Below are 26378 nucleotides of genomic sequence, written 5' to 3'. Positions count from 1 at the left end.
AAACGACAGCCATCCCCAAAGGAGGAACCAGTATGAGTTTTCAACTTAATGACGGGCTTACCGTCCCAGAAATCGGTTTTGGGACCTACCAACTAAATGGTGCCACTGGCGTGAACACAATGGTGAGTGCCTTGAACAATGGGTATCGCCTCTTAGATTCTGCTTTCAACTATGAGAACGAAGGCGCAGTCGGCCAAGCCATTCGTCAGAGTGGCATCCCGCGGACCGATATTCTTGTCTCTTCGAAACTTCCAGGTCGCCATCATCGTTATCAAGACGCCATTGCAACCATTCAGGAATCCTTGTACCGGGCTGGGCTTGATTATTATGATTTATATCTCATCCACTGGCCTAATCCACTAGAAGATCACTATGTTGAAGCGTGGCAAGCCCTCATTGATGCCCAAAAGTTCGGTCTGGTACGTTCGATTGGGGTCTCGAATTTTCTGCCTGAACATTTGAATCGCATCATTAAGGAAACTGGCGTGACGCCGAGTCTCAATCAAATTGAATTACATCCTTACTTTAATCAGGCCGATCAACGCCAATTTGATACTGAGCACCATATTCTGACTCAGGCGTGGAGCCCACTCGGCCGAGCCAGCGAAATCCTCAACGACCAAACTTTGACCGCCCTAGCAACCAAATATCACGTTTCGGTGGTCCAACTCATTTTGAAATGGGATATCCAGCATGGTGTGATGCCAATTCCAAAGTCCAGCAACCCTGTGCGCCAGCGTCAGAATTTGACGTTGGACTTCACAATCGATGCGGCCGACATGGCAGCTATTGATCAGTTGACCAAGCCTGACGGCCGGACGCATGATCAAGATCCAGCGCGTTATCAAGAATTTTGATTTTCACGCCGAGGCTGAGCCAAAACGTGCTACAGTAAAAGGACGGAGGATGACACTTATGCAACCGATACAGATTCGTTTTATTTCAATCTCTGGCAATACCCGCGCCTTTGCTGAGCACTTACAGCGCTTCGCCCAAGCTGCACATGACCAGGATCCAAGCCAGCCCACAATTGAATTAGAAGAAATTTCTGACGCAACCCTGGACACTGATGAGACCCAGCCTTACGTTGCCATGGTCCCAACTTACCTTGATGGGGGTAACGGTATCGACAATGGCGTCAAAGAGTTAATGACCAATGCACTGGGTGAATACATTCAAGACGGTGATAACGCCCGCTATTGCCTCGGCATTATTGGCAGTGGTAATCGTAATTTTAACGAACAATATTGTCTCACTGCTAAACGTTATGCCCAGGCTATTGGCGTGGAGATGATTGCCGACTACGAACTTCGCGGAACTGATGCCGACGTGAAACGGATTTATCCCATTCTTGTGACGACCTTTGCCCAAGCTGCAGCCCGCTAGCCAAGATTTAGGCCACAACAAAAGGAGCTATGACAAGTCATTGTCTTAGCTCCTTTTTGCTTAGCTCATATGCTGTTGCAGCCAGCCGATAACTTTCTGGGTGTAACGCTTGGGATCCTTGCCATAGCTCTGCGCATGCTTAGCACCAGGTACGACCCACAATTCTTTGTCAGCCGAGGTTGCTTTGTAATTCTGATAGACCATGCTTGTCGGCACAAACGTATCTTTCGCCCCATGAATGAACATGATTGGCAGATGATTCTTCTTCAAGGCATTGATGCTGCTGGCCGCAAAGACGTTGTAGCCTGTACGAATAGAAGCTGTCAGTGCCACTGCTGGCACCAGTGGGAAACTCGGGAGATTGTACATCTGCTTAGCTTGATACCCGAGCTCATCCATGATGCTGGTATAACCACAATCTTCAACAATCGTCTTCACCTGTGAGGGCAGCTTCTCACCACTCATATACATTACTGTTGCCCCACCCATTGAGACACCAAACAGGGCGATTTCACTCTTGTCACCCAGTTTCTGAATCACTTGCTGCGTCCACTTTGTGTAATCAAGACGATCAGGCCAGCCCCAGCCAATATAATTCCCCTGCGATTGGCCATGCCCCCGGTCATCGGGTGCGAGAACATTATAGCCGGCGTTATGAAACATGCGAATGTATTCAGCCATATCTTCTTTCGTATTCATATAACCATGAGCGACGACCACGGCCTTGTTTGTAGGTTTTGTAGCTGGTAGATACAGCGCATCAAGTTTTAAATCGCTATTCACTGCGGTTTCATGCCAAGTGGCAGGCGATTGCTGCTTCAACCAGGTTTGGGCGGCTTTCTCGCTCGTTGTTTGCTTATTGCTCAGAAAGTCTTTATGCGAGGGCACAAAAGCGTATTGGTAGAAGTACAAACTTGCTGCGGCCAACACGATGATAAAACCACCAAAAACCAAACCAACCGTCCATTTAACCCACTTAGGTATGCGTTTCAATATTACATCCTCCGAATAGTTCACGTAATTAACTGATTCTTACAGTTTACATAATCAAGATTGATTTGCAAGCAATTGGATAACTTTTCAGCAAAAAATTTCGCATTTAAAATGAACATTTGGTAATATTCATAGAAGAATAACATTAAAGGAGAACCACCTTATGAGCAACGATGCCTTACTGTCTGCCTTTGTTGAGACCTATTTCACAACAATTAAAAATTTTAATGATTTGATTTCGGCACCAATGGCGGAATACAAACTGTCCTTTGAACAATATCAAATTTTGCATGACGTTGCTGAAAATGAAGCCATCAGTCTCACTGACATTGTCAATAAGCGCCACGTGACCAAGCCTGCCATTGCGCGGCAAATTCGCGTGCTGCGCGACTTAGACTACTTACGCCAGGAACAATCCAATCTTGATCGGCGGCGATTTCTTCTTCACCTGACGCCACTAGGTGTCCGGGTTGAACACAATGTAACTGAAGCAGCACGAATGCAGTTCAATCGGTGGCTCACTGTTCTAGGACATGATAAGGCTGAACAATTGCTCTCACTTCTCAATGAAGTCGGCGAGAAATTGATTAACACTGATTCTAAAGGCGAGTCGCCACAAGCATAAAACGCCACCACAATCCATTTCAACTATGGTATGTTATTTACTGGGTTTGATTAAAGTTGGGATGGGGTTGTGATTATGAAAGAACGGAATGTATCATTTGATTTATTAAAAATTCTCGCGTGCTTCTTGGTTATCGTGAACCATTCATCAGCTGTCTTCATCCAGTTTTCTGGCTTGAATAGCAGCTGGGTCTTGGCGACGGTAACTTTTTTTATTGCAAAAACGGCGGTGCCACTCTTCATGATGGTTTCAGGCGCGCTTCTGTTGAACAGGCAACGGTCGTACACCTATAGTTTTACTAAGGCGGGCCATTTCTTCTTGCTGCTGCTCATTTGGGACTATGGCTATTGGCTGTTGGGGCCGCGGCCTGTTGCTTGGTGGCGGCTAGATGCTTACTTGCAGCATTTCTTCGCCCAGCCGGCGGCGATTCATCTCTGGTATTTATATATGCTGGTCGGCTTTTACTTGATGCTCCCATTCATCAGTCGCTTGACAGCGAACTTTACTAAAAAGGATTTTGAAATTTTTCTAGGCTTCTGGATCGGCTTTGGCACCACAGTGCCTTTCTTTCAGGCGTTGTTGCATTTTCACATCAGCCCGTATTTTCAATTACCACTCTACATGGGCTTTCTCGGTTATTTTGTTTTGGGTCGATACTTGTTCCTATATCCACCGCGTAAAATGTGGCTCGTTCTGGTTGGCCTTATCAGTTTAGTCGTCGTTTCTGGGCTGACAATCAGTCAATCACTGGTGGACCAGCGCGCATACCTTGGGTTTGACAATGTTTTGTTTCTCCCAGTTGTCTTGATTGCAATCACACTCTTTGGACTGATTGCAGCCCCCACATCACCGAAACAATCAGCCGTCTTAGCCTGGATCAGCCAACTGACGTTTGGAATTTACTTGAGTCACTTTGTTATTCTCCATACAATTGTTAGACACTTAGAGCCACTGATCCCCGCCGGCGGCCTATTAAAGAACTTCACTTATCTACTGATTGACGCACTCGTGTTTATTGTTGCTGGTGCCTTAACATGGGTCTTACAGCACATCAAACCATTCAATCGTCTCGTTAGCTAATTAAAAAACCGTAACATCGCCATTCATGGTGATGTTACGGTTTTTTAATGAACTGCGCCAGTTTGATAGTTGATGCTGGCGCCCAACTGGGTGTTGAATGTCCAGACATTCACGTTAAGTGCTTGTGGCTGCTTAATGGCCTGGGCAATCACCCAGACGCCCCGGGGTACAAGCTCAGTGCCAGCATAAATCGGAATTGCCTGATACGCGACAGCATCATCAGGATGAGCAGCAAGATAATCTCGGGTGACTGTTTCCGAATAGGCCATCCCCCCGGGATCTTTTTGCTGGTTGCTCCCGACGTTTTGGGCCCGGGTCCCCAGAATGACATTGTGCGTTAACATATCCCCGCCCAAAGACCAGGCTAACAAGTGACTCTTGTTATAGATATACCCGCGATAGCCCGGTAATTGCATGATTTTATTATTCCGGACCTGACCATGCCACTGGTGTGTCACGGTATTGTATTGCCCATCTGCGAATTCACCCGCAATCTTGGTCGCGGCTGGAAAAGCAGGCCGCTTCGTCACTCGAGACGAATGTGCCGTGACCATTTGTTCTGTCACAATCGCTGTAACCATTTGTGTCCGTCCCAGCCCGTCTAAGCCAGAATAATTAACCTGGGGGAGAATCTCCCCTTTTTGCTGAGCAGCCGCGACAGTCGCTTTAAACGCGCCGACAAAGACCGGGTCATTGTTATTCACGGGCATGAAGTACTCGGGATATTTGGCAATGTCAAATGGCACCTGGGCGAGTTGCTGCCCGTCTGAGGTCGCTTGGTTGGCTGCCGGGCTTGAAGATTGGGTGGACTGGACTTGTTGACTGGTGGTGTTAGTGGTTTCGGATTGCGAGGCCTTATTGGCATTGGATTGTACTTGGCAGCCACTTAGTAGGAGGCCAAGTACCAGTAGCACAGGAACAAATTTCTTCATATCATTCTCTTTTCTAGTAGGCGTAAACCCACGGGAGCTTTGTTAGACTTAGCTAATTCTAAAAACTTTGTCGCCGTTCTAAACGCGTGCTGACAATCATCTGTAAAGCAGGCCGATTTGGGGTCGCCAGCTGAGATTTCATCAACTGCACGGCCCAGAACCCCATTTGTTCAGTGTCTACATGAATGGCGCTGAGTGTGGGATAAACGTGGCGCGTAATTGAAGTGTCATCAAAGCTAACCACCTTCACTTGGTCCGGGACAGTGACACTGGCGGCTTGCAAGGCTTGTAAAGCGCCGATGGCCATCGCATCGCTGGTGACAAACAAGGCTTTAGGCATCACACCCAACTGAATTGCCACTTCGGTAGCTTTGCGACCACTCTCAGCAGTGAAGTTTCCCTGAAATTGGCGCGGCGCGGGTAGTTTTGCGTCAGCCATCGCTGCCAAAAAAAGCGGTAAGCGCACGTCGGCTAGCTGATCTTTGCCGTCACTGGTTTCTTCGCTGCCACTCAAAATACCAATTTCAGTCAGATCAGCGGCTTTAAATGCCTCAGCCACCTGTTGCATGGCTCCTTTAAAATCTGGGACGACTGTATCTGCAGCAATAATAGCCGTAGCCATATCAACAATCACGACATGCGCCGTCAGGGCTGCGAATTGGCGCTGTTGATCCGCACTAAATTTACCAATCGCAATTAAGCCATCAATATTGCCTAAATCAGAGATATCCCCGGCGAAAGTCTGAACGAGTTCAAACTCCACCTGTTGCGCTGCCTGTTCAATCGCCATGCGAATGGCTAAGTAATATAAGTCGGTCAACTCGCGATCTTTGGTGTACCACTGCACTAGGGCAATGCGGGCGACCTTGGCCGTGTGCTTTGTCTTGGTATAGTTCAAATCCGAAGCGACTTGAAGAATTTTGGCCCGGGTCGTGGTGGACACCGATAAAGTCGGATCCGCATTCAACACCCTGGACACTGTGGCACTGCTGACGCCCGCTTGCTTGGCAATATCTGCTAGTGTTGCCATGAGAATCCTCCTTCATTAATGTTGCTGCATGTAAACCATCTGGTCGTAAGAAATCTGTTCGCGCAACGCCTTGGCGACCTCATTGGTCATCAGTTTTTGGCGAAGTTGATTATCAATATACTGGTATTCCACCTGAAAAGCTTGAACGTATAAACTATTTTCTTCAGCTTGGAGATCGTCTTGGGTCAAAAACCGACTGTGCCGTTGCTGGTACATAGTCGCAAGCATTCCCATCTCTGGTGTTTCTTCGCCAGTCCGAGTCCAAGCCATGACGGCGTTATATCCGATGGTTTCGGCTTGAAGAAAGGCCGACTGACCATTTTTAACCACAGCTCGCATCTGAGGCGTCGCTTGCCCGCGATTAGGAATCTTCCCACGTAAACGCACACCCATAACCTGCCATAGTAACGACATGAGCATCCGTCGAAAAATATTGGAATTGTATTGCCCAGATTGCGCAGCCAGGTAGCGATTGTATGCTGGGGCGACAAAGGCGGGTAACTCAGCACTGTCGGTCGCTGCTTTGATGGCCGCCCGTTCGACGGTGTCTGCAGCCGCTAACAGCGCGCGTAATTTGGTCCTGTCAAAGCGCAGTCGCACACCAGACTGTTCCTGTAGCATGCCTTGCACATGCGCCCGAGCCACGGTATCTGGTTGATGTTTCAACCACTCTGCTGTACTAGCAAGCATCTCTTGCCGCGCCGTAGCCTCATCTGGCCCAACTGGTGCCGGTGCTGCCGGAACAAATACTGGGGCCAAGATTGTGGGCACAATCAAACTAAAGAGAATGACCAAGGCGGCGACAACCAATAATTGACTCCGCTCAGGAAAGTTCAGAGGTAACGATAATGCTAAAGCCAGCGTCATTGTGCCGTGACTGCCAAACATTGCCACCAACCAACTACTTAGGTTTCTAGGCAATCTCAGGGGTAGATTGAGGGTGAAGCGAACAAAAACAAAGCGCACGAGCAGCATCACGGCATAGATGGCAAACGCTAACGCTGATAAGCGCAGCCATTGCGTCCCGCCTTCATGAAAGACCAGCGGTAATATCAGTCCCAACAACACGAAGACGAGCCCGTTGAGCATATCGCTCACGACCTGCCAAACTGTGGTTGTGACCACTTGTAGGCGGGTCGATGTCATGCGCAACCGATCTCTTTCCAGGCCGTGAACCAGGCCAGCAGCGACGACAGCCAAAATGCCTGACACGCCAATTTGATTACCAATCAAATAGACCACAAACGGTGTCGCCAATTGAATCGGCACCATAATGGCGCTTTGATCTAAACCAAGCGATTGTAACCAAAGCCGGAACCAGACAACCAAATAACCCAAGGCAAACCCGAGAATGAGCCCACCAAAAAATTCAATCAAAAACTCACTAATCCCATGACCGATAGCCACCTGACCAGAGGCGATAACTGTCAGGCCAAAATCGAAAATTACGATGCCAGTTGCATCATTCAATAGTGATTCGCCTTCAAGAATCTGGGTCAATCGTTCCGGCAAAGTGAGTTGCTGAGTAATCCCGTTGACCGCAGTCGCATCCGTCGGTGACAAAACAGACGCTAAAACAAAAACCGTCCAGAACCCCAAGGTTGGAATTAGCCAGGCCGTTAGACCGGCTACAATTAGCACGGTGACCAGCACCAGTCCCACTGACAGCATCAAGACGTTCCACATGTTGCGACTCAGCGCCCGGCGCGACGTATTCTGGCCGTCATTAAACATCAATGGCGCGATAACGCCCAACAGGAATAATTCTGAATTGAATCCCTTCAGCGCGAAATTTTGATTAGTTAGACCTAACCCCACTCCCAATAGAATTTCAATGAGTGGCAGTGGCACTTTGGGGACAAACCGTTGGATAATTTGCGCCAGAATAATCAACCCAACAATGACTAAACCATCAAGTATTATTGTCATAATTGCCTCACATCAATTCCGAAACTGCGGCGTCCAAATCGCCTGGTGTCGCGACAATGACAGTCGCCTGCGCCTGTTGCAATTCAGCCTTGGAACCAAAACCGTACGTGACGCCAATCGTGCGCAACCCGTTGTCACGGCCACCGACCATGTCAGTATCCCGATCCCCAATCATTAAGCTGCTCTGATCCGCACCACTTTGTTGGAGTGCGTATTGCAGCACCTGCGTTTTGGTACTCCGAATCCGTTCATCCAGTGTAGCCCCATATTGGCCTGTAAAATAGTGTTCCAAGTTGAATTTAGCCGTGATTTCTTTGATCATCCCCTCGGGTTTAGCCGAGGCGATGTTCAAAACATACCCAGATGCTTGCAACTGAGTTAAGGCCGCTTCAATGCCAGGATACAGTGTTAGTTGGAAAATCCCGTCCTTGGTATAAAATTCCTGATACGTTTGAATGGCCGCTTGAACGGCAACATCATCCATCTCTGGATAGTACTTGTGTAAGCTATCGGTCAATGCCGGGCCAATGAACAAGCGGTACTGATCATCAGTCAGCGGCCGCAACCCCAGTTTATTCACGAAGTATTTAATCGAATTAACAATTCCTACTTCTGAGTCGGCAATTGTGCCGTCAAAATCAAAAAATAATTCTCCCATGATAGCCTCCATCTTGAAACATAACTGCCTCCATTCTACTAGAGTATCGAAATGGACTCAAAGAAAACCTGTGCCATCGGATTTCGATGAGCTGCAGGGCCTCAAACGGGTAAAGCCAGCCAGATAGCGCTACACTTAATGCTAAGAAAACTTGCGCCGCCACGGTGCTCATAGGGGCGATAATATGTTAACAACCTGGCGTCGAAACGCGACCCACTTTTTAATTAGTCAAAATCTGTTTGTCTTCGGCTCTTCAACTGTTACTTTCGCGGTGCTATGGTACATCGCTTTACAAACATCATCTGGGACCTGGATGACCTATGCTTCTTTAGCTGGATCATTGCCCGCTATCCTCGTATCCTTGTTTGCGGGTGTTTGGGCTGATCGGTGCAACCGTAAATGGTTGATTGTTGGAGCCAGTGCTGGTGTCACGGTCTTAACCGTTCTCTTTGCCATCATTTTCCTAACCCTGGATCACAGTCTGTGGTTATTGCTGGCAATTTCAGCAGTGCGGTCATTTGGGACAGGAATTCAAACACCAGCTGCCAATGCGTTGCTGCCGCAACTTGTGCCGCGGGATCAAATCACGCGAATGAATGGCCTCAACCAAATTATTATGTCGATTATGCTCCTGATGTCGCCATTATTAGCTGGTTGGATTCTGGGTGACTTGGGTATCTTTTGGATTTTCGTGGTGGATGCGACCACCGCTGTTCTGGCTATGCTGTCGCTTGCAACAATTACAGTCGAGAAGGTGGCACGGGCCCAAGGCACCGATTCGAACTTTGCTGAACTCAAAGATGGGCTCAGCTCAATCTGGCATAACCATACGTTGGCCTTGTTCATGGCTTTTACTGCCTTGGCCTTCATTTTGATTGCGCCCTCATCTCAATTGTCCACCCTCTATGTGAAGCGGACATTTGGGAGCGGCGTGTGGCTCCTAACTTTTAATGAATTGGCCTGGACCATTGGTGCCAGTCTTGGTGGTGTCTATATCGCTTCGCACAAAACGTTAAAGAATAAAGTTGGCGTGATTGCCCTCGGCTTTGTGGGGAGCGGGGTGTCCTTTGCAGTCATGGGCCTCAGTGAACCATTCTGGGTTTACCTCTTATTCATGGGTATTTCTGGAATTTTCTACCCGATTATGCAAGCTGCCCAGAACATTTACATTCAGGAGACTGTCGCCCCGGCATTGATGGGCCGAACATTTGCTGTCTTACAAATTCTTTCAACCGGGATTTACCCAATTGCGATGTTAGGTTATGGCCCGTTAGCTGATGTCATCCCGATTGGCCCAATTTTTGTCGTCACCGGGCTGGCACTGGTCCTGGTTGGTTTAGCTTTTGCTCGCGTTTTGCGACCCGCCCAAAACTAAATCAATTGACAAGATTCAAAGCTTTGATATTATCAATCAAGAGACGCAACCGGTTACACTTAACGCTGTCTCAGACCAAATTAAACCCTATTGAGAAATGGAGTGATTCTTGTGAAAGCATTACCTTGGATCAAGAGTGCGGCCGTTGTTGTTTGGCTGAGCCTCTTTGTACACGTGATTCTTTTACCATTTAGCCTGATTGCAGTTGGTTCAATTGGCGCGTTATTACTCGTCTTGACCACCGTGCAAATCGTCTTGCAACAGCGTTTGACTGGCCGCGCCGTGCCACAAACATCCACTGGCTTCAAGTGGGGCGTCACCGGTGCCTTCGTGGCGCTAGTTGTTGCCTTACACTACAGTCCAAGCGTGATGGTCAGCAGCGTGTTAGCGACGGTCTTTATCGCAATCATTTTGGCGCCAATCTTCTTTGGCCGCAAACGCCAAGCCTAAAATTTTCCACAAAAAAACGTGTCCTCAGAATCCTGAGGGCACGTTTTTGTTTTAATGTAAGGCAGTAAAAAAGGTAATTGCCCCAAGGAAAATGCCGGGCACATTGGCGAAAATAATCGGCCAATCGCGTTCTTTTTTGAGGATGCCATAGCACGTCCAAAAAATACAGTTGATCATCGCAACCAGTGGTTGAATTGGGTTGCCATATTGGCCATTTAAATTACTCATGATTTGAGGAATATATGAAACGTACATCAGAATTGACATAATTGATGAGACGCGGCCAAGAATTTGAACAGTCTTACTCTCTTCATTCATCTGTTTCACCTCTGAAATCATGGTAACACACTGAAATCAAAAAGCGATGGTGCTAAGCCTCGCCAAATCGCTGGACAAGGCACAAGCGCGGGCTTGAATCGCAGTCAAAATTTATGCTCGTCTGATGGCATCCTTGAGCATCAGTGGTGCAATCAATGTGGTCAAAATAATCACCACAATCACGGCAGAATAATACTCGCTACCCAATAAGTGGGCATCAAAGCCAATTTGCGCCACAATCAAGGCCATTTCGCCGCGGGAAACCATGCCGGCGCCAATCACGTTACTATCAGCCAAGTTGTCGCCAGCCAGCCGTGCGCCTAAGCCCCCACCCAACCACTTAGTCAGAAGGGCCAGCACTGTCAGAATCAGAATGAAGAGAATATCTTCCCACAAGCCGTCAAAGCGCATATTGAGACCAATGCTAACGAAGAACACTGGGATAAACACGGCATACCCGATGGCTTCAACGTTTTGGTCAACTTCTTTGCGGTAATCCGTTTGGCTGACAGCAATTCCGGCAAAGAATGCGCCAATCACTGCACTCAGACCAATCAAGTCCGCCACGTAGGCCATGCCCAAGCACAACAGCAGTGACATGATGGTCACTGCAATACTTGGATAAAGGCGTTGGGCCAAGTGCATTAAATATGGCGCCAACCATTTCACCACAATGTAGATTGCCCCGAAGTAGGCCACTTGCTCAACCAGCGTCAACCAAAGAGGTGCCGCGTTCGCCTTTTCGCCAGTCCCAAGCAAACTCACCGTGACACTGAGGATCAGCACCGTCAAAATATCATCAACCACGGCGGCGCCAAGAATGGTGGCGCCATTTTTGCCGTCCAAAGCATTCAATTCTTTCAACACTTCGACAGAAATCGAGACCGAAGTCGCCGCAAACGTGATCCCGAGAAATAGACTACTGGTGGGACTGAATCCCCAGCTCTCGCTGAAGAAAAAGATTACTGCAATCGGAAAGATGACCCCAATCACCGCGACAAACAATCCCGGTTTGAAATACTTCTTAAGTAAGCCAAGATCACTTTCTAACCCTGCAATGAACATGAGCAAAATGACCCCAATCTCAGAGAATTCCGAAACCAAGTGTGTCGGTTGAATCCAGTTGAGGACTGCGGGGCCGAGTAAGATGCCTGCCAACAGTTGCCCAATCACCGCTGGCATTCCGACCTGACGGCTGAGGTGGCCAAGGATGAGCGTTGAAATGAGAATCAGGGCTAACACGCCGAGAAAATTCATGATTGTTCTCCTTTAAATGTGAACAAAACGATAACCGCTAGTACTTCACTGGCAAGAATCAGGCTCGCCATCGGGGTCACGCTATTGGTACCAAACGCACCGACAAGCGGCGACATCAAGCCACCAATAGCGTTCATTCCCAGGCCCAATAACGCAGACGCTCCGCCCGCGTGTTCGCCAGACAATTGCATGCCTAGACTAGTCGCCGTCGTATTGACCATCCCGACCAGTGAAACAACGACTAACAGGCCTGCCACCATGATGGCAAATGCATTAATCGTCATGGCATTGATGAGCAAGACAATCGCTGCAACCGTCCCCAGCAGCACAGAAATTTTGAGCAACTTCTGTTCTGAGAATCGGCCGGTGAGATTCCCTGTTAGTTTGGTAACCGTGACAATCCCCAAACCATTGAAGGCATAGAATAAGCTGAAGACCCCCGCGCTCAGGCCGTAATAATCCTGATAAACGAATGTCGACCCCGATATATAACTAAACAAAGCGCCATAAACAAAGCCTTGCGCTAAGACATAGGTCATAAACGCCCGGTTGCCAACGAGTTGCCCCATTTCGATGAAGGCGCGACTGATGTGATTCGTTCGCCGATCAACTGGTAAGGTTTCTGGTAATGTCGTCATGGTCAGCCCTATCAGAATGAGCCCGATAACCGCCAGTAAAATAAAAATCCCGCGCCAACTCGTGAAGACCAGAATACCACTCCCGATGACAGGTGAAATAATCGGAAAAATCCCATTAATCGCCATCAGAATCGCTAAGAAACGTGTCAGCTGGTGACCATTGAATAAGTCTCTGGCAATTGATCGCGATAAGACTTGTCCCGCAGAGCCGCCCACACCTTGTAACACCCGTAAAATAATCAGCCACCAGATGTTATCCGTGATTGCAGCTAAGAATGAAGTGACCATAAAAATAACCAGACCAGCATAGAGCGGCTTTTTGCGACCAAGGTAATCTGACAACGGCCCCATGAGCAGTTGACCAACGGCTAACCCAATGAGGCTGGCCGTGATGGTCAGTTGTGCTAAAGCTGGCGTCGTGTGTAATTGCTGCTGTAATTCAGGCAAGCCAGGCAGATATAAGTCCATGGATAATGGGCCAAAGGCTGACAAGGTGCCTAATAGAACCAGCAACAACCAGCGGTGTTTAACGTTAGGCATTGGCATCCTCCACCTCAAACCCTAGCCGCTTGCGATCGCGTGGGGTTTTGACCCATTGGATATGATAGAGATCGATTGCAGGCATACTATCTCCTCCCAAAATTTAATCGTGTGTTTATTGTCCCGCATTCTGTCAGGCCTGACAAGTCGGCTCCCAGCCGGCACAAAAAAAGAACCTGCAATGACAGGTTCTTAATGACCATCTAAAAGTTGTCTCATGGTCAACCATGATCAGCCAATTTCCAAATCACGCCGGCGATACCAGCTCATACCAAAGAGAATCAAGATTACGGCTAAGCTCAACAACCACAAGGAAGTCGTCCAATCGACGGCCGCCACGGGAACTTTTGGCATCCAGCCATAGGGAGTCAATTTGCCCAGCCACGTTGGCAGTTTCAATAGATGACCAAAGTAGCCATCGAAAAAGGCCAAGTACGCCAAGAGCCAAATCAGGTTACGGAGTTTTGGTAGGGCCCCGATGATGAGGCCTTGGCCCAAGACCATCACAGTCATTGGTGCGACCATGCCCAAAAATGCCCGGCCAAAGACTGATAATGCCAATGGATGGGTCATATTAACCAACCCGCCGACATACATTCCCAGCAAGCCGGCAGCTAACACCGCCACACTGAGCACCCAACCAAAAGCCGCATAGCCGCTGAATAAGCGTAAGCGACCAACGGGTTTGGCATGCAAACTTTCGAGGTATCCCTTTTTCTCATCGGAAAACAAATGATTCATGACCATGATGCCGGGGACTGCACTCAAGATGCCAAAGAGCATAGTCAAAATAACGAGGAAGTTCATCACCACGGTGTGGCCACCATTACCCGCAATCACATTGCTGACGACCTGGTTGGTCTGTGCCAGATTATCCATCAGATTAAAGGCTGAGCCATAGGCATACCCAAAGACGAAAATCATCACGAGCCACACGACGCCGGTCAGACCCTGAGTCCGCACGAGCAATGTCAGAGGGCCTTTCAAGGTCCAGTTGGCCCGCTTGGCGCCTGGACGATCGGGCAGTAAGCCGGCATCCAAGTCGCGCCGTGCTAGTAAGGAAGCAGCCAGCGCATAAAAGCCCAGCACGCCAAGCACCAGAAGTGCTACAGGGCCCCGTTGATTGGTACTATAGACGCCAAACTCGGTTCCCCAGGCAACAATCGCTGCCCAGGTCCAGTTAGGGGCCTGTAGACTAGTCGCAAGAACCATCACCAAGTAACTCAGCGTCACGAACAGATAGGCGCCTATGGTCGTATTACGGGCCGTACCAAACACTTGGGCCATGACCAGACTGATGAGGCCAAACATCAAGCCAGTCAGCCCCACTAAACCAGCAAACAACCAGTCCCCACCGATTGTATGGCCGGGCATGCCAATCAGCATTAAGCCAAAACCATTCAGGGCGGTCAAGATGCCATTAAACAGCAGTAATTCCGCCGTCAAAGTATTTAACCATTGAAATCGAGACATGGCCCGAGCCAACAATAGCTCAACAATGCCCCGCTCCTCATCCCCGCGGCTATTGGCAACACTGATGCTCAGGTTCGCAACCACTGCCACTAAGATGACCCAAATGAGCATCTCATAGCCAAAAAGTCCGGCCGTCGTGTACGGCCGAGCCAATTTTGACGGGCCAAACAGTGCCGTCATAGCAGGTGACTGCAACACCACAGCCATCGCATCCCGGGCCGCCTGCGTGTGGTACAGCGTAGGGAAATATGCCCCCACACCGACAGTCATGGTGACAATACCGACCAAGAAACTGACGAACTTCACCCAATCTTTTTTGAGAAGCAACTTAAACAAAGTCCAATCAATCATGGGCATTCACCGGCTTTTCTCGGTAATAATGCAAAAACAAATCTTCTAACGTTGGTGGTTCAGCGGTCAGGCTCTCCGGTTGCGCCTGAGCCAGTAACGCGGTGACTTGTGCCAATGCATCCCCACTGACCTGAAAAGCGGCGTGGTGGCCGCTTGCTTGCAACCCAGTGACCCCAGCCACTTTGGATAAATCTGGCAGGGGTTGGATGGTTTTGACGGTGACCGTGGTCGCAGTCAAATGCCGCATCTCAGCGAGCGTGCCCGTCTCGATGATTTGACCATCCCGCAGAATCGCAATCCGATCTGCTAGCCGCTCCACTTCTGACAAAATGTGACTGGAAAGGAGCGTACTTCCCCCATTGGCTTTGAATTCCCCCAACACTGCCTGGAAGGTGGCCTCATTGAGTGGATCCAGGCCACTGGTCGGCTCATCCAGAATCAGTAACTCTGGCTGGCTCGAAAACGCAGCAATCAAGGCCACTTTTTGCCGATTACCCTTTGAATACGTGCGCGATTTCTTTGAAGGGTCGAGTTCAAAGCGTTCAATGAGTTCATCTGTTTCGGCCGAATGTTTCTGACCACCCAATTTGAGCAACAAATCAATCATTTCGCCACCGGTCAAATTTGGCCACAAATAAACATCGCCGGGCACGTAAGCCAAGCGCCGATGAATAGCAACCGCATCGCGCCAAGCATCTTGGCCAAAAATTTGGGCCGTACCAGCCGTTGGCTTTAAAATGCCCAGTAAGGTCCGAATTGTCGTCGACTTACCAGCACCGTTGGGGCCAATGTAACCAAAGACCTCTCCAGGTTGAACCTCAAAGCTGATCCCTTTAAGGGCGTGAAATTGGCCAAAATTTTTGGTCAGTCCTGATACTTCCATGACATTTGCCATTTTAAACTGCCTCCTGAAAGAATTGTCCCAATCATAGGCACGGCCATTAACCCTGTCAATAGTTTTGAACTCATAAAATATTTGAGTTCAAAACTTTCTAGCATGAATTCTGGCAATAGTGGATTCGTTGAACTATATTTATCGCAAAGTACATTTCATTTTGGGGAGTGATCTTGTGGCAACGCAAGCACAACGTAAGGCGCAAAAACGCGCACATATTTTGGACGTGGCCGATCGCCTGTTCCGCCAAGAAGGCGTTAAAGCGGTGAAAGTGACCGATATTGCCAAGGCGGCCGGTGTTTCGCAGGTCACCATCTTTAATTATTTTGGCACCAAACTCAATCTCGCTCATGAGGTTGTCGTCAAGGAGACTGTCGATGGTTATGAAGAATATGAACAGCTGCTGGATGATCCAACTTTGAGCTTTGAAGAGAAGGCCCGCGAAATGATTCGTCGCGAAAGTCAGACGGCTCGCCAGCTTCATCCCGATTTTGTTGCATTTTTGGTTGATGACTACCAAGGAAAACACGGCAATTTTGACAGTGTGACTGCCTACAATGATGGCCGCGATGACTTCTGGCAGAAGTTTCTCAAACTCGGTCGGGCAGAGGGTCAAATTCGGCCGGAAGTCAGTGATGCGGCCATCATGGCATTTACGACGATGCTCATCAACTACATTCAAAGCCGACCCGCTGGAGAAGAGTATCAGCAACCGGTCGAGCTTTCATCAGGTTTAAGTGAAATCTTTTTTCATGGCATGTTAAAAAACTAACCAACAAAAAACAGCAGTGACCATATCAGACGGTCACTGCTGTTTTTAAGCTTAACGTTTAGGCTTTGATTTTAAACTTAGGGTGGCGACCATGCCGCAGAGGAATGCCGCTTTGCAGCATGACCTGCTTGGTCTTCTCGCGTTCAATCTTCAAGTGTTGGTGACCAACAGCAACTTTCACGGCGCCGTGAATCACCATCGCAATGGGAACCAGGTGAATGAGCGCGAGTGGAATAATCAAGGCTGGTTCCTTTTCTAGTGCGGAATCAAACGCATTCCATGAACCAATCGCTGCCTCTTTGGCATCTCGAATCATTTTTTCCTGCTTAAGCATCGTACATTCCTCCTTCATCAATTACCTCCATCATACGCTATTTCCCGGGAAATAACGTCTTTGGGGCCTTTAGTCTAGCGAATTAGCGATGAGCCGCCAACCATTGACCCAAGGATTCAAAATAGTCACGGGGATTATCGAGCATCTGCCCGTGCCCAGCATTGGGCGTAATATGCAAAGTGGCATCGGGAATAGTGTCAGCCATCCGCTGGGCTGCATCCAGCGGCATCGTTTCGTGACCGCCAAAGGTTAAATAAGTCGGCACATTAATCCGATGAATGTCCTTGCGACGGTCCCAATCCTTGAGGGCACCAACCATGACGAATTCGTTGTCGCCCTGGAAATAATTGTAAACCGGTGTGGCCATCACTGAAATCAAGTGTTTGGGTTGGGGATCACTGGCATGATGCAGATAGTTCTCACCCAGTTGGGCAACCAGTGCTTGATAATGTGCGTCATCGAAATGATGGGCCGCTTCTTGGGCTTGCATATAAGCAACTTCTTCTGGTGAAAACATCGATTCGCGAATCCGATTGATGTTTACAATATACTCATCCAAATTATCAATCATGCTGGAAAGGATGAGCCCCTTCAAGTGCTGGCCATATTTAAGGGCATATTCAATCGCCAACACCCCACCCCATGACTGACCGAGCAAGAAGAACTGATCCAAGCCTAACGCTTGGCGGACTGCCTCGACTTCATCGACATAATAGGCGATATTAAAGAATTGCTCGCGAATTTGGGGGTCAGAGAAATCCGGTTGATCCGAATACCAAGAGCCCAACTGATCATAACGACTGACCTTGACCCCAAAAGGTTTCAATTCTTGGGCGAAATTCTCAAAAATTTCGTTCGTCCCCCCTGGGCCTCCATGTACCGTCATCAGTTGAATGTCACCTTCGCCTAAAGTTTGGGTCCAAAGATGATATCCATTGTCTAAGGTCACAAACCGGCTCCCTTGTGGATTCAATTTCACAATTACCATCGCCTTTCCTTTGTCTTCATTATGCGAGTTTCGTCAACTTCGTACAAGGCTTTGAATGTCATGATTGTGATATAAGATGCTACACTTAACGTGATAGTTATAGGAAACATCACCAAAATTGACCAAATCTTAACCACTCAAAATAGCTGTACGTGCTAGAGTAGATTATCAATCATCGTTTGAGGAGGATGCCCATTGGACGAAACAAACTTACAAACCGGCTTAGATGACAAGGCGGTTCAGCAACGACTAGATGCTGGTCAACACAACCTGCCATTAGCCCCGCTGACACGCTCAATCAGCCAAATCATTCAACAGAACACGTTCACTCTGTTCAACTTTGTGAACCTGGCTCTTGGCGCGCTCATTGTGACCACTGGTAGTTACAAGAATCTGTTGTTCCTGGGCGTTGCAGTTGTCAACACTGCCATTGGGACTTTTCAAGAAATTCGGGCCAAACGCCGCATTGATCATTTAAGTTTGATTGCGGCCGCCAAGACCACTGTCTTACGAAATGGGCAGGAGACAAGTATCGATCAGGAATCAATCGTGTTGGGCGACCTCATTTTGCTCAAACGCGGCGATCAAATTCCGGTCGATGGCAGCGTTCGAGCTACCAACGGCGTCGAGGTCGATGAAAGTCCACTCACGGGTGAAGCTCGCCCCATTACCAAGCAAGTCGGCGATCAACTGCTCTCTGGGAGCTTCATCCTCGCTGGCCAGGTCACCATGCAGGCCACCGCTGTTGGGGAAAATACCTTTACTTCTAAATTAGCTTTAGAAGCCAAGGCTGAAAAAACAAATTCTAGTCAACTCCTGGCCACCATTAATCGCATTATCCGTGTGCTGACTTATGTCTTGATTCCACTTGGTATTGCACTGTTTGCAGTATCAATGTGGCGACGAGGTGTTTATAACCGGGCGATTTTGACGACCAGCGCTGCGATGATTGGCATGATTCCTGAAGGCTTAGTCCTCTTAACCAATGTGGCGTTGGCGGTCTCTGCCCGTAATTTGGCCGCCCGGCGCGTCTTGGTCCGGGCGCTACCGGCAATCGAAGCCTTGGCACGAGTTGATGTCATTGCACTCGACAAAACCGGGACAATTACTTCTGGCAAACTCAAAGTTTCCCGCGCACTGCCCGCTGATGGCGTCAGTGAAGCTGATCTCACGCAGGCAGCTGCCACCGTTATCTATGGATTGAACGATGACAACGAGACTGCCCTCGCCATTAAGGGTGCCTACACCCAACCAAGTCAACAACAACCAATTGCAACGATGCCGTTTAGTTCGGCCCGGAAATGGTCGGGGGTCACGATTGCTGACAATCAAAGCTATGTCGTTGGTGCCCCTGAATTCATTTTTGCAAAGCCGTTACCAGCGCCTATTCAGCAAGAAATTAAACAGGCCGCTGAAACTGGTATTCGAGTCATTGCCGTCGCCCAAGTCAGTGGGGCACTGCAGCAACCCCTAACCAATCCCACTTTCATCGGATTGATTTTTATTACGGATGAAATTCGGCATAACGCGATTGACACCTTCAGCTTCTTTGAGCGTCAAGGGGTCCAACTGAAGGTCATCTCTGGCGACAACCCGGTCACGGTTGCGAATATCGCCAAGCAAGCCCATTTGACCGGTGCAGATGCTTACTTTGATATGAGTACCGTCACTGACGCCACTGACTTCCATGATTTGGTCAAGCAGTATAACGTTTTCGGGCGGGTGACGCCCGATCAGAAGAAATCACTGATTAGTGCCTATCAAGATCTCGATCACACCGTCGCCATGACAGGTGATGGGGTCAACGATGTCTTAGCCCTGCGGCAAAGCGATTGTGGGATTGCTATGGCCAGCGGTGCTGAAGCAGCCAGCTCAATTGCTGATTTCGTCTTGCTCGATTCCAACTTCGATGCCATGACTGGTGTTTTGAACGAAGGTCGCCGAGTAATCAACAATATTGAACGCGTCTCAGCAATGTATCTGGTCAAAACCATGTATTCTGTCATGTTGGCCATCATCTTCTTATTTATGGCCTCTGACTTCCCAATCGTCCCGATTAATTTGACCCCAGTTTCAGCTATCGCGGTCGCCGTCCCTTCATTCTTCTTAACGCTAGAACCTAACTTCCGGCGAGTCACTGGGCAATTCATGCAGAAGGTCATGACGGTGGCGGCACCTGCTGCCATCGCCGTGGTCATCTACACGCTGGTTCTCACTTGGCTGCAAGCCTGGCTTCACATGCCATTTGAAACCACATCAACCCTGGTTGTCTTATTGATTGCGGCTGTCTCGTTCAACGTCTTACTGTTCGTCTCTCAGCCCTTTAACCGCAATAAGATCTTCATGCTAAGTTTAGTCCTCGTTGCCTTGTTTATTGTCTTCTTCGTCATTAATGGCGTCTTCTCTCTGGTGAGTCTGTGGTCATGGTATCTAATGATTTTCTACGTGCCATTACTCATCTCAACGCTGCCGGTCTACTTCTTGCTACAAGAATTCTTGGGTAAGCGAGTCTTGGCTCGAATTAACTGGCGGTAAACTTTGGCATCATGGCGCATCAATTTGATGTGGCCATGATGCTTTTTTCATGAAAAGACTGATAACCATGGGGTTTTTAATGCGGACAAAAAGTAAGTAGTGTATAATGGTTTTTGAACTTATTTTACGAGAAATGGGGCACCCGCCCTTTAATGCCATAAAATAAAAATGGAGGAATGATACTTATGAAAAAAATGCTCACTGCCATCACCGGCATCGCTTTGGCGCTAATTCTGGTTGCTTGTGGGAACAGCAACTCACAATCATCCAGTACCAGTAAGTCTGACAGCTATTCAAGCGAACTTGTCACAAAGGACACCCTCACTGTTGGGCTTGAAGGCACCTATCAACCGTACAGCTACCACGACGATGGTAAATTGACCGGTTTTGAAGTCGAAATGGCTCGGGCCGTTGCCAAAGACATGGGCGTGAAGGTGAAGTTTGTCGAAAGCAAGTGGGATTCACTCATTGCTGGCTTAGACGTGAACAAATACGACGTCGTCTTCAACAACGTTGCCCAAACACCGGAACGCGAAGCTAAATACGCCTTTACCACCCAGTACATTGCTGGTAAAACTGAATTAGGGGTTAAGAAAGACAATACGACCATTAAAACCATTAAAGACGTTAAAGGCAAGAAACTGGCGCAAAGCGTGACGAGCAATAACGCTGTCGACGCCAAGCAATTAGGCGCCGAAGTTGTGCCCGTTGATGGCTTTGCCCAGTCGGTTGCTTTGATTGATCAAGGTCGAGTGGATGGCACTTTAAATGACTCCGCTTCCTTCCACGCCTATCTCAAGCAGAATCCAAAGGCTGACATCAAACTCATCAGCGCTGGCAACACGATTAAACCCCAACCAATTGCGGGTATTATGACTAAGTCTGACAAGGCTTTGTTGAAGCGGGTTGATCAATCACTGAAGAAGCTTAAGGCTAATGGCACCTTATCCAAGTTGTCTAAACAATTCTTTGGTTCCGATGTGACAAAATAATGGCTCACTGGACAGCACCCCAAATCTCAACTTGATTTGCGGGTGCTGTCCTTGTGTTAGCCAACTAATTAAGAAAGGATGATTGCCTTGGACACCTGGACCATTATCACTAAATCGCTGCCACCAATGCTTGAAGCCATGCTGAAATACACCATTCCCCTCACACTGATTTCCTTTGCCATTGGTTTACTTATCGCTGTTCTGGCAGCCCTCGTGCGCATTTCTGAAAGCCAACAGCCCTTCATGAAACTATTGAAAGGCATTGTGTGGTTCTACGTCTGGATTTTCCGCGGGACGCCGTTGCTGGTTCAATTATTCATCGTCTTTTTCGGCTTACCAATGCTTAAAGTGAGCGGGCATCCTATTTTTGAACTCAACGCTTGGACCGCTGGGATTATCACGTTTTCCCTCAACACAGGGGCGTATGCCTCCGAAACTGTTCGAGGCGCGATCTCATCTATTCCTCGTCCTCAATGGGAGGCGGCCTATGCATTAGGCATGACGCGGGGCATGGTCTTACGGCGCATTATTTTGCCTCAAGCCGCCCGAGTTTCTTTACCCCCGCTTTCCAACAGTTTCATCAGTTTGGTGAAAGACACCAGTTTGGCTAGTGGCATTACGATTATTGAAATGTTCCAAGTGAGCCAGCAGTTTGCAGCGTTGTATTATAACCCGCTGCTCTCCTACTCCCTGGTCGCATTCTTATACCTCATGCTCTCGTCAATCCTGAATATCCTACAAATCTATCTTGAGAAATGGACTAGTCGTTATGTCCAAGCCAGCCAAGAATTCTAAGGAGGTGCGCCATGCTTAAATTAACGCAAATCAACAAGGATTTCGGCAACGGTCATGGCCTCCATGACGTCTCGGTTGAATTTCCCGCTAACAAAACAACGGTCATCGTTGGCCCCAGTGGTTCTGGGAAAACGACCTTGTTGCGGACAATCGATTTTCTTGAAATGCCCGACTCTGGTCAGTATGAATTCGATGACTTACATTATGATCTCAGCCGACCGTTGACCAAACAGGAAGTACTCGCCGCACGGAAAAAGCTCGGAATTGTCTTCCAAGGCTATAACCTTTTCCCTCATCTGACCGTTCTGGCGAACATCACCGAAGGCCCGGTTCATGTGCTGAAACAGTCCAAACAAGATGCCGAAGCCAACGCAATGTCCTTGCTTCAAAAAGTGGGCTTAGCTGACAAGGCAAACGTGTATCCTGATCAACTGAGTGGCGGCCAGCAACAGCGAATCGCGATTGTCCGCATGGTCGCCATGACTCCCGAATATATGCTGTTTGACGAACCAACCAGCGCATTGGATCCTGAGCTCGAGGTTGAAGTGTTGAAAGTCATTCTCGAGTTAGCGAAAATGCAAGACTCCATCGTCATCGTGACGCATAATATGGATTTTGCCCGTGGCGTTGCCGATAAAATCGTCTTCGTAGAAGATGGCAAAATCGAATACCAAGGTGACCCTGAGCAATTCTTTGCGCAACCGACACCACGGATTCAGGCCTTTCTAGCTGCCGGCACCTTTGATCCTAAACAAGCATAATCATACTGTGTTGTTCCTTTCGGAGCGACACAGTTTTTTTGTGCCTTTGGTGAGCAAGCGCATCAATTGACATTTTAATGAGTTAGCTCAAAATTATCAGTGAATTCGTTTGCGAAAGGACGACGCATATGGCACAACAACCGACCGGCTCAGAAAGCCGTAATATCTCAACTTTGATTGCTTTAGGGATTTTCAGTTTCATGTCTACCCTCGATGGCTCCATCGTCAATATTGCGATGCCCATCATGTCTAAATCGCTCCATGTTTCTTCCAGTGAGATTGAATGGGTCGTTTCCATCTATTTGATTACCATTAGCTCTCTGCTGATGTTCTTCGGCCGACTGGGAGACGTTGTCGGCCGCAGCCGCGTGTTCAAGATTGGGACGGCCGTCTTCATTATTGGCTCGTTCCTCTCTGGATTGAACATGGGGTTGGGATTACTGCTGGCGGCGCGCGTCATTCAAGCCACCGGTGCTGCGATGACGATGTCCAATAGTTTCGGGATTACCACCAGTACCTTCCCGGTTAGCCAACGCGGACGAGCAATGGGGGTCATTGGAACTTTTGTTGCTTTAGGGGCTGTCGCGGGACCAGCATTTGGCGGTCTCATTCTCAATTATTTGCCTTGGAATTACATTTTTTGGATTAATGTGCCAATCGGCATCATTGCAATTCTGATTGGTTTGCACGGCCTGCCAAAAGAAGCTCCTGCCCGGTCAGCTCAGATTGATTGGCTGGGGACAGCCACCTTCACCGTGGTCATTGTCAGCTTCTTCTACGCTATGCTTGAGGGCCAAGAGATTGGCTTTACTCAACCCGTTATTCTGGCTTGCTTTGCCATTGCTGTCGTGGCATTCATTGGGTTTATTTACGTTGAAAACCATGCCAAAGCACCGTTACTAGATCTTTCAATTTTCAAAATCCCTGACTACACATTAGGTCTCATTGCTGCCTTGCTCGTCTTCATCAATGGCTTCTTCTTCAACGTTTTAGGACCGTACTATCTGGTTAATGCGCGTGGTTTCTCATCTGGTTTCTCTGGACTATTGCTCTCAATTGTTCCCTTAACTATGCTGGTGTCTGGACCAGTTGGTGGGGTCTTGGCCGACAAGTTTGGCGGGCCAATTATTGCGGCTATTGGTCTCATTCTTGCGACAATCGCGCAATTTATGACCGCTACTTTCGGGTTGAATACGTCATTGGGCTTCTACGCGCTCACGACGATTATCTTGGGGATTGGCTTAGGGCTATTCCAGTCGCCGAATAATGCGACCGTCATGTCTGCCGTGCCTACGGATCGCTTAGGGATTGCTGGTAGTGTCAACGCCTTATCCCGGAACCTGGGGATGATTCTAGGGGTCAGTTTCTCAACGACTTCACTCTTTGGGATTATGAGTGCCCAAGCAGGGCGCCATGTAACTTCATATCCGCTCAAGCAGAATGATCTTTTCATCTCCGCGATGCGCTGGTCATTCCTTATTTCAGCAGGTTTACTGGTCATTGCCGCACTTATCGCACTGCAGCGCTTGCTTCGGCGTTCAGCTAAGAAAGCTTAGCCACACAAAAAGCCGCCAAATTTTTGGCGGCTTTTTTGATTAAATCAGGGCTTCAATATCAAGCACCTTATCGACCCAAGAGTCGTCATAGAAGTCTTCTTCATGGGTGACCAGCAAAACGCCACCTTCAAATTCCTTGATGGCTGTGCGCAACGCATTCTTCGTGTCGTCATCCAAGTGGTTCGTCGGTTCATCTAGGAGTAAGAAGTTACATGGCGTGAGCAGCACTTCGGCAATTTTGACCTTGGACTGTTCGCCCCCACTCAGTTGCTTGAGTGGCTTCATGACTTCTTCAGACGTCAGCCCGGTCCGCGCTAGCACTTGGCGCAATTCCTTGGGTTTAATCTCGGGATATTCCGCTTGCAGATATTGAAGCGCGGTTGCCAGTGGGTTAGGCCATTTCAAGTCCTGCTTAAAGTAGCCAAACTGCACGGTGCTAGCCACTTCAAACTCACCACTGATGGGCTTGATTTCATTAATGATGGTCTTAATCAGGGTCGATTTCCCAATCCCATTAAAGCCTTTGAGGACGACTGTTTGATGGTTTCCAATTGAGAAATTCAACGCTGGTAAGAGTGCCTTCGTGTAGCCAATTTCCAAATCGGTCGTTGTTAACAGAATCTGAGTTGCCGTGGCTGCATACGGGAACCGGAAGTTCGGCGTTGGCCGAGTGCTTGGTGGCGTGAGCACATCCATGTGGGCCAGTTGTTTCTCACGGCTCTTGGCACTAGTCGACCGGGAGCCCGCCTTAAACTTGCGAATGTAAGCTTTGGTTTTTTCGATTTTCTTCTGTTGGTTCTCATAGGCCTTCAAATAACTCTCGCGATTTGCTTCCTTTTGGCGGAATGCTTGCTGCAATGTCCCGGTATAACGGGTCAACTGGCCAAATTCCAAGTCACAGATACAGTTAGTCACACGGTCCAAGAAGTCGTAATCATGGGAGATCACGACAAAAGCGCCCTCGAAATGATTCAAATAATCGCTCAACCAATCAATATGATTCGTGTCCAAATAGTTGGTCGGTTCGTCCAGTAACAACATATCAGGTGCTTCCAGTAGCAACTTGGCCAGAATCAACTTCGACCGCTGGCCCCCGCTTAACTCAGAAACGTCATGATCAAAGCCTAAGGCATCAATGCCCAGACCAGTGGCCACGGTTTCCACAGTCGTATCAATGTCATAGAAGTTTTTGGCTTCGAGCAAACTTTGAATGGCACCAGCCTTCTCAAGCAACTTGTCATCCATATTGGTCGCATAATCGGTGTAATACTGATTCATTTTGGCTTCTTCTTCAAACAACTCATCAAAGGCGGTTTTCAGGAAATCAAAAATGGTCATCCCCGGTGTCAGTTTGGCATACTGGTCCAAGTAACCGACATGCAAATGCTTTTGCCACGTAATCTTACCCTCATCTGGAATGAGATCACCCGTAATGATATGAATCAAGGTACTTTTCCCGGCACCATTTTGGCCAGTAATCCCCATATGGTCTGTGGGATTCACCACTAGACCTGTATCACTATATAGTTGTTTATCTAAAAACTGATGGCTCAAATGTTCAACTTTTAAAAGACTCATGGTTTCCTCCAGTCGCTTGTTGCCAAGCAATAAAAAAGGGGCGGCTGTCCCAGCCGTCCCGCACGTGTTCTTGCAATCACCGATTCGACGCCACACCAAAAGACACTCGGGTAGTCGAGTCGATGACCCACATTCGG

The 26378-nt window shown here is 48.4% G+C and carries 25 protein-coding genes; 12 read left to right on the top strand and 13 right to left on the bottom strand.

Going from position 1 to position 26378, the window contains the following annotated elements:
* Positions 1-32 precede the first annotated feature (32 nt).
* A complete protein-coding gene (locus FC34_RS04725) occupies positions 33-857 on the top strand; it encodes an aldo/keto reductase (RefSeq protein WP_057894254.1) in 825 nt (274 codons plus the stop codon).
* A 49-nt stretch (positions 858-906) separates the two neighbouring features.
* The gene (gene nrdI / locus FC34_RS04720) at positions 907-1386 is read left to right on the top strand and encodes a class Ib ribonucleoside-diphosphate reductase assembly flavoprotein NrdI (protein WP_235803400.1); all 480 of its coding nucleotides are present in this window, start codon (positions 907-909) and stop codon (positions 1384-1386) included.
* 60 nt (positions 1387-1446) lie between these two features.
* Here the strand turns inward: nrdI and FC34_RS04715 are convergent, their stop codons facing one another.
* Positions 1447-2370, bottom strand: a complete 924-nt coding sequence (locus FC34_RS04715) for an alpha/beta hydrolase (protein WP_157052253.1) — start codon at positions 2368-2370, stop codon at positions 1447-1449.
* Between the two features lie 172 nt (positions 2371-2542).
* On the opposite strand from FC34_RS04715, the gene FC34_RS04710 reads away from it, so the two are divergent.
* Both FC34_RS04710 and FC34_RS04705 read left to right on the top strand, forming a co-directional pair.
* Positions 2543-3004: a MarR family winged helix-turn-helix transcriptional regulator gene (locus FC34_RS04710; protein ID WP_057894251.1), complete on the top strand. Its 462-nt coding sequence runs from the start codon at positions 2543-2545 to the stop codon at positions 3002-3004.
* 75 nt (positions 3005-3079) lie between these two features.
* Positions 3080-4084 (top strand): acyltransferase, encoded by a 1005-nt coding sequence (locus FC34_RS04705; protein WP_057894250.1) that lies wholly within the window; start codon positions 3080-3082, stop codon positions 4082-4084.
* Between the two features lie 44 nt (positions 4085-4128).
* On the opposite strand, the gene FC34_RS04700 is transcribed toward FC34_RS04705, so the two are convergent.
* Genes FC34_RS04700 through FC34_RS04685 form a run of 4 tightly spaced genes read right to left on the bottom strand, consistent with a single transcriptional unit; the run spans position 4129 to position 8633 of the window.
* A complete protein-coding gene (locus FC34_RS04700; RefSeq protein WP_057894249.1) occupies positions 4129-5016 on the bottom strand; it encodes a DNA/RNA non-specific endonuclease in 888 nt (295 codons plus the stop codon).
* Positions 5017-5074: 58 nt separating this feature from the next.
* Entirely contained in the window at positions 5075-6046 is a 972-nt protein-coding gene (locus tag FC34_RS04695; protein ID WP_057894248.1) for a LacI family DNA-binding transcriptional regulator, read from the bottom strand.
* A 15-nt stretch (positions 6047-6061) separates the two neighbouring features.
* On the bottom strand, positions 6062-7975 hold the full coding sequence (locus tag FC34_RS04690; protein WP_057894247.1) for a cation:proton antiporter: 1914 nt from the start codon (positions 7973-7975) through the stop codon (positions 6062-6064).
* Positions 7976-7982: 7 nt separating this feature from the next.
* Positions 7983-8633: an HAD hydrolase-like protein gene (locus FC34_RS04685; RefSeq protein ID WP_057894246.1), complete on the bottom strand. Its 651-nt coding sequence runs from the start codon at positions 8631-8633 to the stop codon at positions 7983-7985.
* 184 nt (positions 8634-8817) lie between these two features.
* On the opposite strand from FC34_RS04685, the gene FC34_RS04680 reads away from it, so the two are divergent.
* A complete protein-coding gene (locus FC34_RS04680) occupies positions 8818-10008 on the top strand; it encodes an MFS transporter (protein WP_057894245.1) in 1191 nt (396 codons plus the stop codon).
* A gap of 111 nt (positions 10009-10119) precedes the next feature.
* On the top strand, positions 10120-10458 hold the full coding sequence (locus FC34_RS04675; protein ID WP_057894244.1) for a hypothetical protein: 339 nt from the start codon (positions 10120-10122) through the stop codon (positions 10456-10458).
* A gap of 51 nt (positions 10459-10509) precedes the next feature.
* On the opposite strand, the gene FC34_RS04670 is transcribed toward FC34_RS04675, so the two are convergent.
* The 5 genes from FC34_RS04670 to FC34_RS04650 all read right to left on the bottom strand — a co-directional run bounded on the left by FC34_RS04670 (position 10510) and on the right by FC34_RS04650 (position 15930).
* Positions 10510-10776 carry a SemiSWEET family transporter gene (locus FC34_RS04670; RefSeq protein ID WP_057894243.1) on the bottom strand — a complete coding sequence of 89 codons (267 nt, stop codon included), beginning with the start codon at positions 10774-10776 and terminating at the stop codon, positions 10510-10512.
* Between the two features lie 111 nt (positions 10777-10887).
* Complete coding sequence (locus FC34_RS04665) at positions 10888-12033, bottom strand: cation:proton antiporter (protein ID WP_057894242.1); 1146 nt, start codon at positions 12031-12033, stop codon at positions 10888-10890.
* On the bottom strand, positions 12030-13211 hold the full coding sequence (locus FC34_RS04660; protein ID WP_057894241.1) for a multidrug effflux MFS transporter: 1182 nt from the start codon (positions 13209-13211) through the stop codon (positions 12030-12032). Before FC34_RS04660 ends, FC34_RS04665 begins: the two co-directional genes overlap by 4 nt.
* A gap of 231 nt (positions 13212-13442) precedes the next feature.
* The gene (locus tag FC34_RS04655) at positions 13443-15035 is read right to left on the bottom strand and encodes an ABC transporter permease (RefSeq protein WP_057894240.1); all 1593 of its coding nucleotides are present in this window, start codon (positions 15033-15035) and stop codon (positions 13443-13445) included.
* Positions 15028-15930 carry an ABC transporter ATP-binding protein gene (locus FC34_RS04650; RefSeq protein ID WP_057894239.1) on the bottom strand — a complete coding sequence of 301 codons (903 nt, stop codon included), beginning with the start codon at positions 15928-15930 and terminating at the stop codon, positions 15028-15030. Before FC34_RS04650 ends, FC34_RS04655 begins: the two co-directional genes overlap by 8 nt.
* A 175-nt stretch (positions 15931-16105) precedes the next feature.
* Here FC34_RS04650 and FC34_RS04645 point away from each other — a divergent pair, with 175 nt between their 5' ends.
* Positions 16106-16702 carry a TetR/AcrR family transcriptional regulator gene (locus FC34_RS04645; protein ID WP_162259765.1) on the top strand — a complete coding sequence of 199 codons (597 nt, stop codon included), beginning with the start codon at positions 16106-16108 and terminating at the stop codon, positions 16700-16702.
* Between the two features lie 58 nt (positions 16703-16760).
* Here the strand turns inward: FC34_RS04645 and FC34_RS04640 are convergent, their stop codons facing one another.
* Positions 16761-17036 carry a hypothetical protein gene (locus FC34_RS04640; protein WP_057894237.1) on the bottom strand — a complete coding sequence of 92 codons (276 nt, stop codon included), beginning with the start codon at positions 17034-17036 and terminating at the stop codon, positions 16761-16763.
* 82 nt (positions 17037-17118) lie between these two features.
* The gene (locus FC34_RS04635; RefSeq protein WP_083479271.1) at positions 17119-18018 is read right to left on the bottom strand and encodes a proline iminopeptidase-family hydrolase; all 900 of its coding nucleotides are present in this window, start codon (positions 18016-18018) and stop codon (positions 17119-17121) included.
* Positions 18019-18219: 201 nt separating this feature from the next.
* Here FC34_RS04635 and FC34_RS04630 point away from each other — a divergent pair, with 201 nt between their 5' ends.
* The 5 genes from FC34_RS04630 to FC34_RS04610 all read left to right on the top strand — a co-directional run bounded on the left by FC34_RS04630 (position 18220) and on the right by FC34_RS04610 (position 24663).
* A complete protein-coding gene (locus tag FC34_RS04630; RefSeq protein ID WP_057894235.1) occupies positions 18220-20559 on the top strand; it encodes a cation-translocating P-type ATPase in 2340 nt (779 codons plus the stop codon).
* A gap of 185 nt (positions 20560-20744) precedes the next feature.
* Positions 20745-21551, top strand: coding sequence for a transporter substrate-binding domain-containing protein (locus FC34_RS04625; protein WP_057894234.1), 807 nt, complete (start codon positions 20745-20747; stop codon positions 21549-21551).
* 78 nt (positions 21552-21629) lie between these two features.
* Positions 21630-22346, top strand: coding sequence for an amino acid ABC transporter permease (locus tag FC34_RS04620; protein WP_057894233.1), 717 nt, complete (start codon positions 21630-21632; stop codon positions 22344-22346).
* A gap of 11 nt (positions 22347-22357) precedes the next feature.
* Entirely contained in the window at positions 22358-23107 is a 750-nt protein-coding gene (locus FC34_RS04615; protein WP_057894232.1) for an amino acid ABC transporter ATP-binding protein, read from the top strand.
* Between the two features lie 128 nt (positions 23108-23235).
* Positions 23236-24663, top strand: a complete 1428-nt coding sequence (locus FC34_RS04610; protein WP_057894231.1) for an MFS transporter — start codon at positions 23236-23238, stop codon at positions 24661-24663.
* Between the two features lie 39 nt (positions 24664-24702).
* On the opposite strand, the gene FC34_RS04605 is transcribed toward FC34_RS04610, so the two are convergent.
* Positions 24703-26241, bottom strand: a complete 1539-nt coding sequence (locus FC34_RS04605; RefSeq protein ID WP_057894230.1) for an ABC-F family ATP-binding cassette domain-containing protein — start codon at positions 26239-26241, stop codon at positions 24703-24705.
* Between the last annotated feature and the right edge of the window lie 137 nt (positions 26242-26378).

Source organism: Lacticaseibacillus brantae DSM 23927, assembly GCF_001436115.1.
In the GTDB taxonomy this organism is placed as follows: domain Bacteria; phylum Bacillota; class Bacilli; order Lactobacillales; family Lactobacillaceae; genus Lacticaseibacillus; species Lacticaseibacillus brantae.
The sequence above is the reverse complement of the archived record's forward strand: the minus strand, read 5'-3'. Positions and strand labels throughout refer to the sequence as shown.

Bases quoted from the DNA above. Each gene is read 5' to 3' on its own strand.
- FC34_RS04725 (WP_057894254.1), top strand. From the start codon at position 33: ATGAGTTTTCAACTTAATGACGGGCTTACCGTCCCAGAAATCGGTTTT.
- nrdI (WP_235803400.1), top strand. From the start codon at position 907: ATGACACTTATGCAACCGATACAGATTCGTTTTATTTCAATCTCTGGC.
- FC34_RS04710 (WP_057894251.1), top strand. From the start codon at position 2,543: ATGAGCAACGATGCCTTACTGTCTGCCTTTGTTGAGACCTATTTCACA.
- FC34_RS04705 (WP_057894250.1), top strand. From the start codon at position 3,080: ATGAAAGAACGGAATGTATCATTTGATTTATTAAAAATTCTCGCGTGC.
- FC34_RS04700 (WP_057894249.1), bottom strand. From the start codon at position 5,016: ATGAAGAAATTTGTTCCTGTGCTACTGGTACTTGGCCTCCTACTAAGT.
- FC34_RS04695 (WP_057894248.1), bottom strand. From the start codon at position 6,046: ATGGCAACACTAGCAGATATTGCCAAGCAAGCGGGCGTCAGCAGTGCC.
- FC34_RS04690 (WP_057894247.1), bottom strand. From the start codon at position 7,975: ATGACAATAATACTTGATGGTTTAGTCATTGTTGGGTTGATTATTCTG.
- FC34_RS04685 (WP_057894246.1), bottom strand. From the start codon at position 8,633: ATGGGAGAATTATTTTTTGATTTTGACGGCACAATTGCCGACTCAGAA.
- FC34_RS04680 (WP_057894245.1), top strand. From the start codon at position 8,818: ATGTTAACAACCTGGCGTCGAAACGCGACCCACTTTTTAATTAGTCAA.
- FC34_RS04670 (WP_057894243.1), bottom strand. From the start codon at position 10,776: ATGAATGAAGAGAGTAAGACTGTTCAAATTCTTGGCCGCGTCTCATCA.
- FC34_RS04665 (WP_057894242.1), bottom strand. From the start codon at position 12,033: ATGAATTTTCTCGGCGTGTTAGCCCTGATTCTCATTTCAACGCTCATC.
- FC34_RS04660 (WP_057894241.1), bottom strand. From the start codon at position 13,211: ATGCCTAACGTTAAACACCGCTGGTTGTTGCTGGTTCTATTAGGCACC.
- FC34_RS04655 (WP_057894240.1), bottom strand. From the start codon at position 15,035: ATGATTGATTGGACTTTGTTTAAGTTGCTTCTCAAAAAAGATTGGGTG.
- FC34_RS04650 (WP_057894239.1), bottom strand. From the start codon at position 15,930: ATGGCAAATGTCATGGAAGTATCAGGACTGACCAAAAATTTTGGCCAA.
- FC34_RS04640 (WP_057894237.1), bottom strand. From the start codon at position 17,036: ATGCTTAAGCAGGAAAAAATGATTCGAGATGCCAAAGAGGCAGCGATT.
- FC34_RS04625 (WP_057894234.1), top strand. From the start codon at position 20,745: ATGAAAAAAATGCTCACTGCCATCACCGGCATCGCTTTGGCGCTAATT.
- FC34_RS04620 (WP_057894233.1), top strand. From the start codon at position 21,630: ATGATTGCCTTGGACACCTGGACCATTATCACTAAATCGCTGCCACCA.
- FC34_RS04615 (WP_057894232.1), top strand. From the start codon at position 22,358: ATGCTTAAATTAACGCAAATCAACAAGGATTTCGGCAACGGTCATGGC.
- FC34_RS04610 (WP_057894231.1), top strand. From the start codon at position 23,236: ATGGCACAACAACCGACCGGCTCAGAAAGCCGTAATATCTCAACTTTG.
- FC34_RS04605 (WP_057894230.1), bottom strand. From the start codon at position 26,241: ATGAGTCTTTTAAAAGTTGAACATTTGAGCCATCAGTTTTTAGATAAA.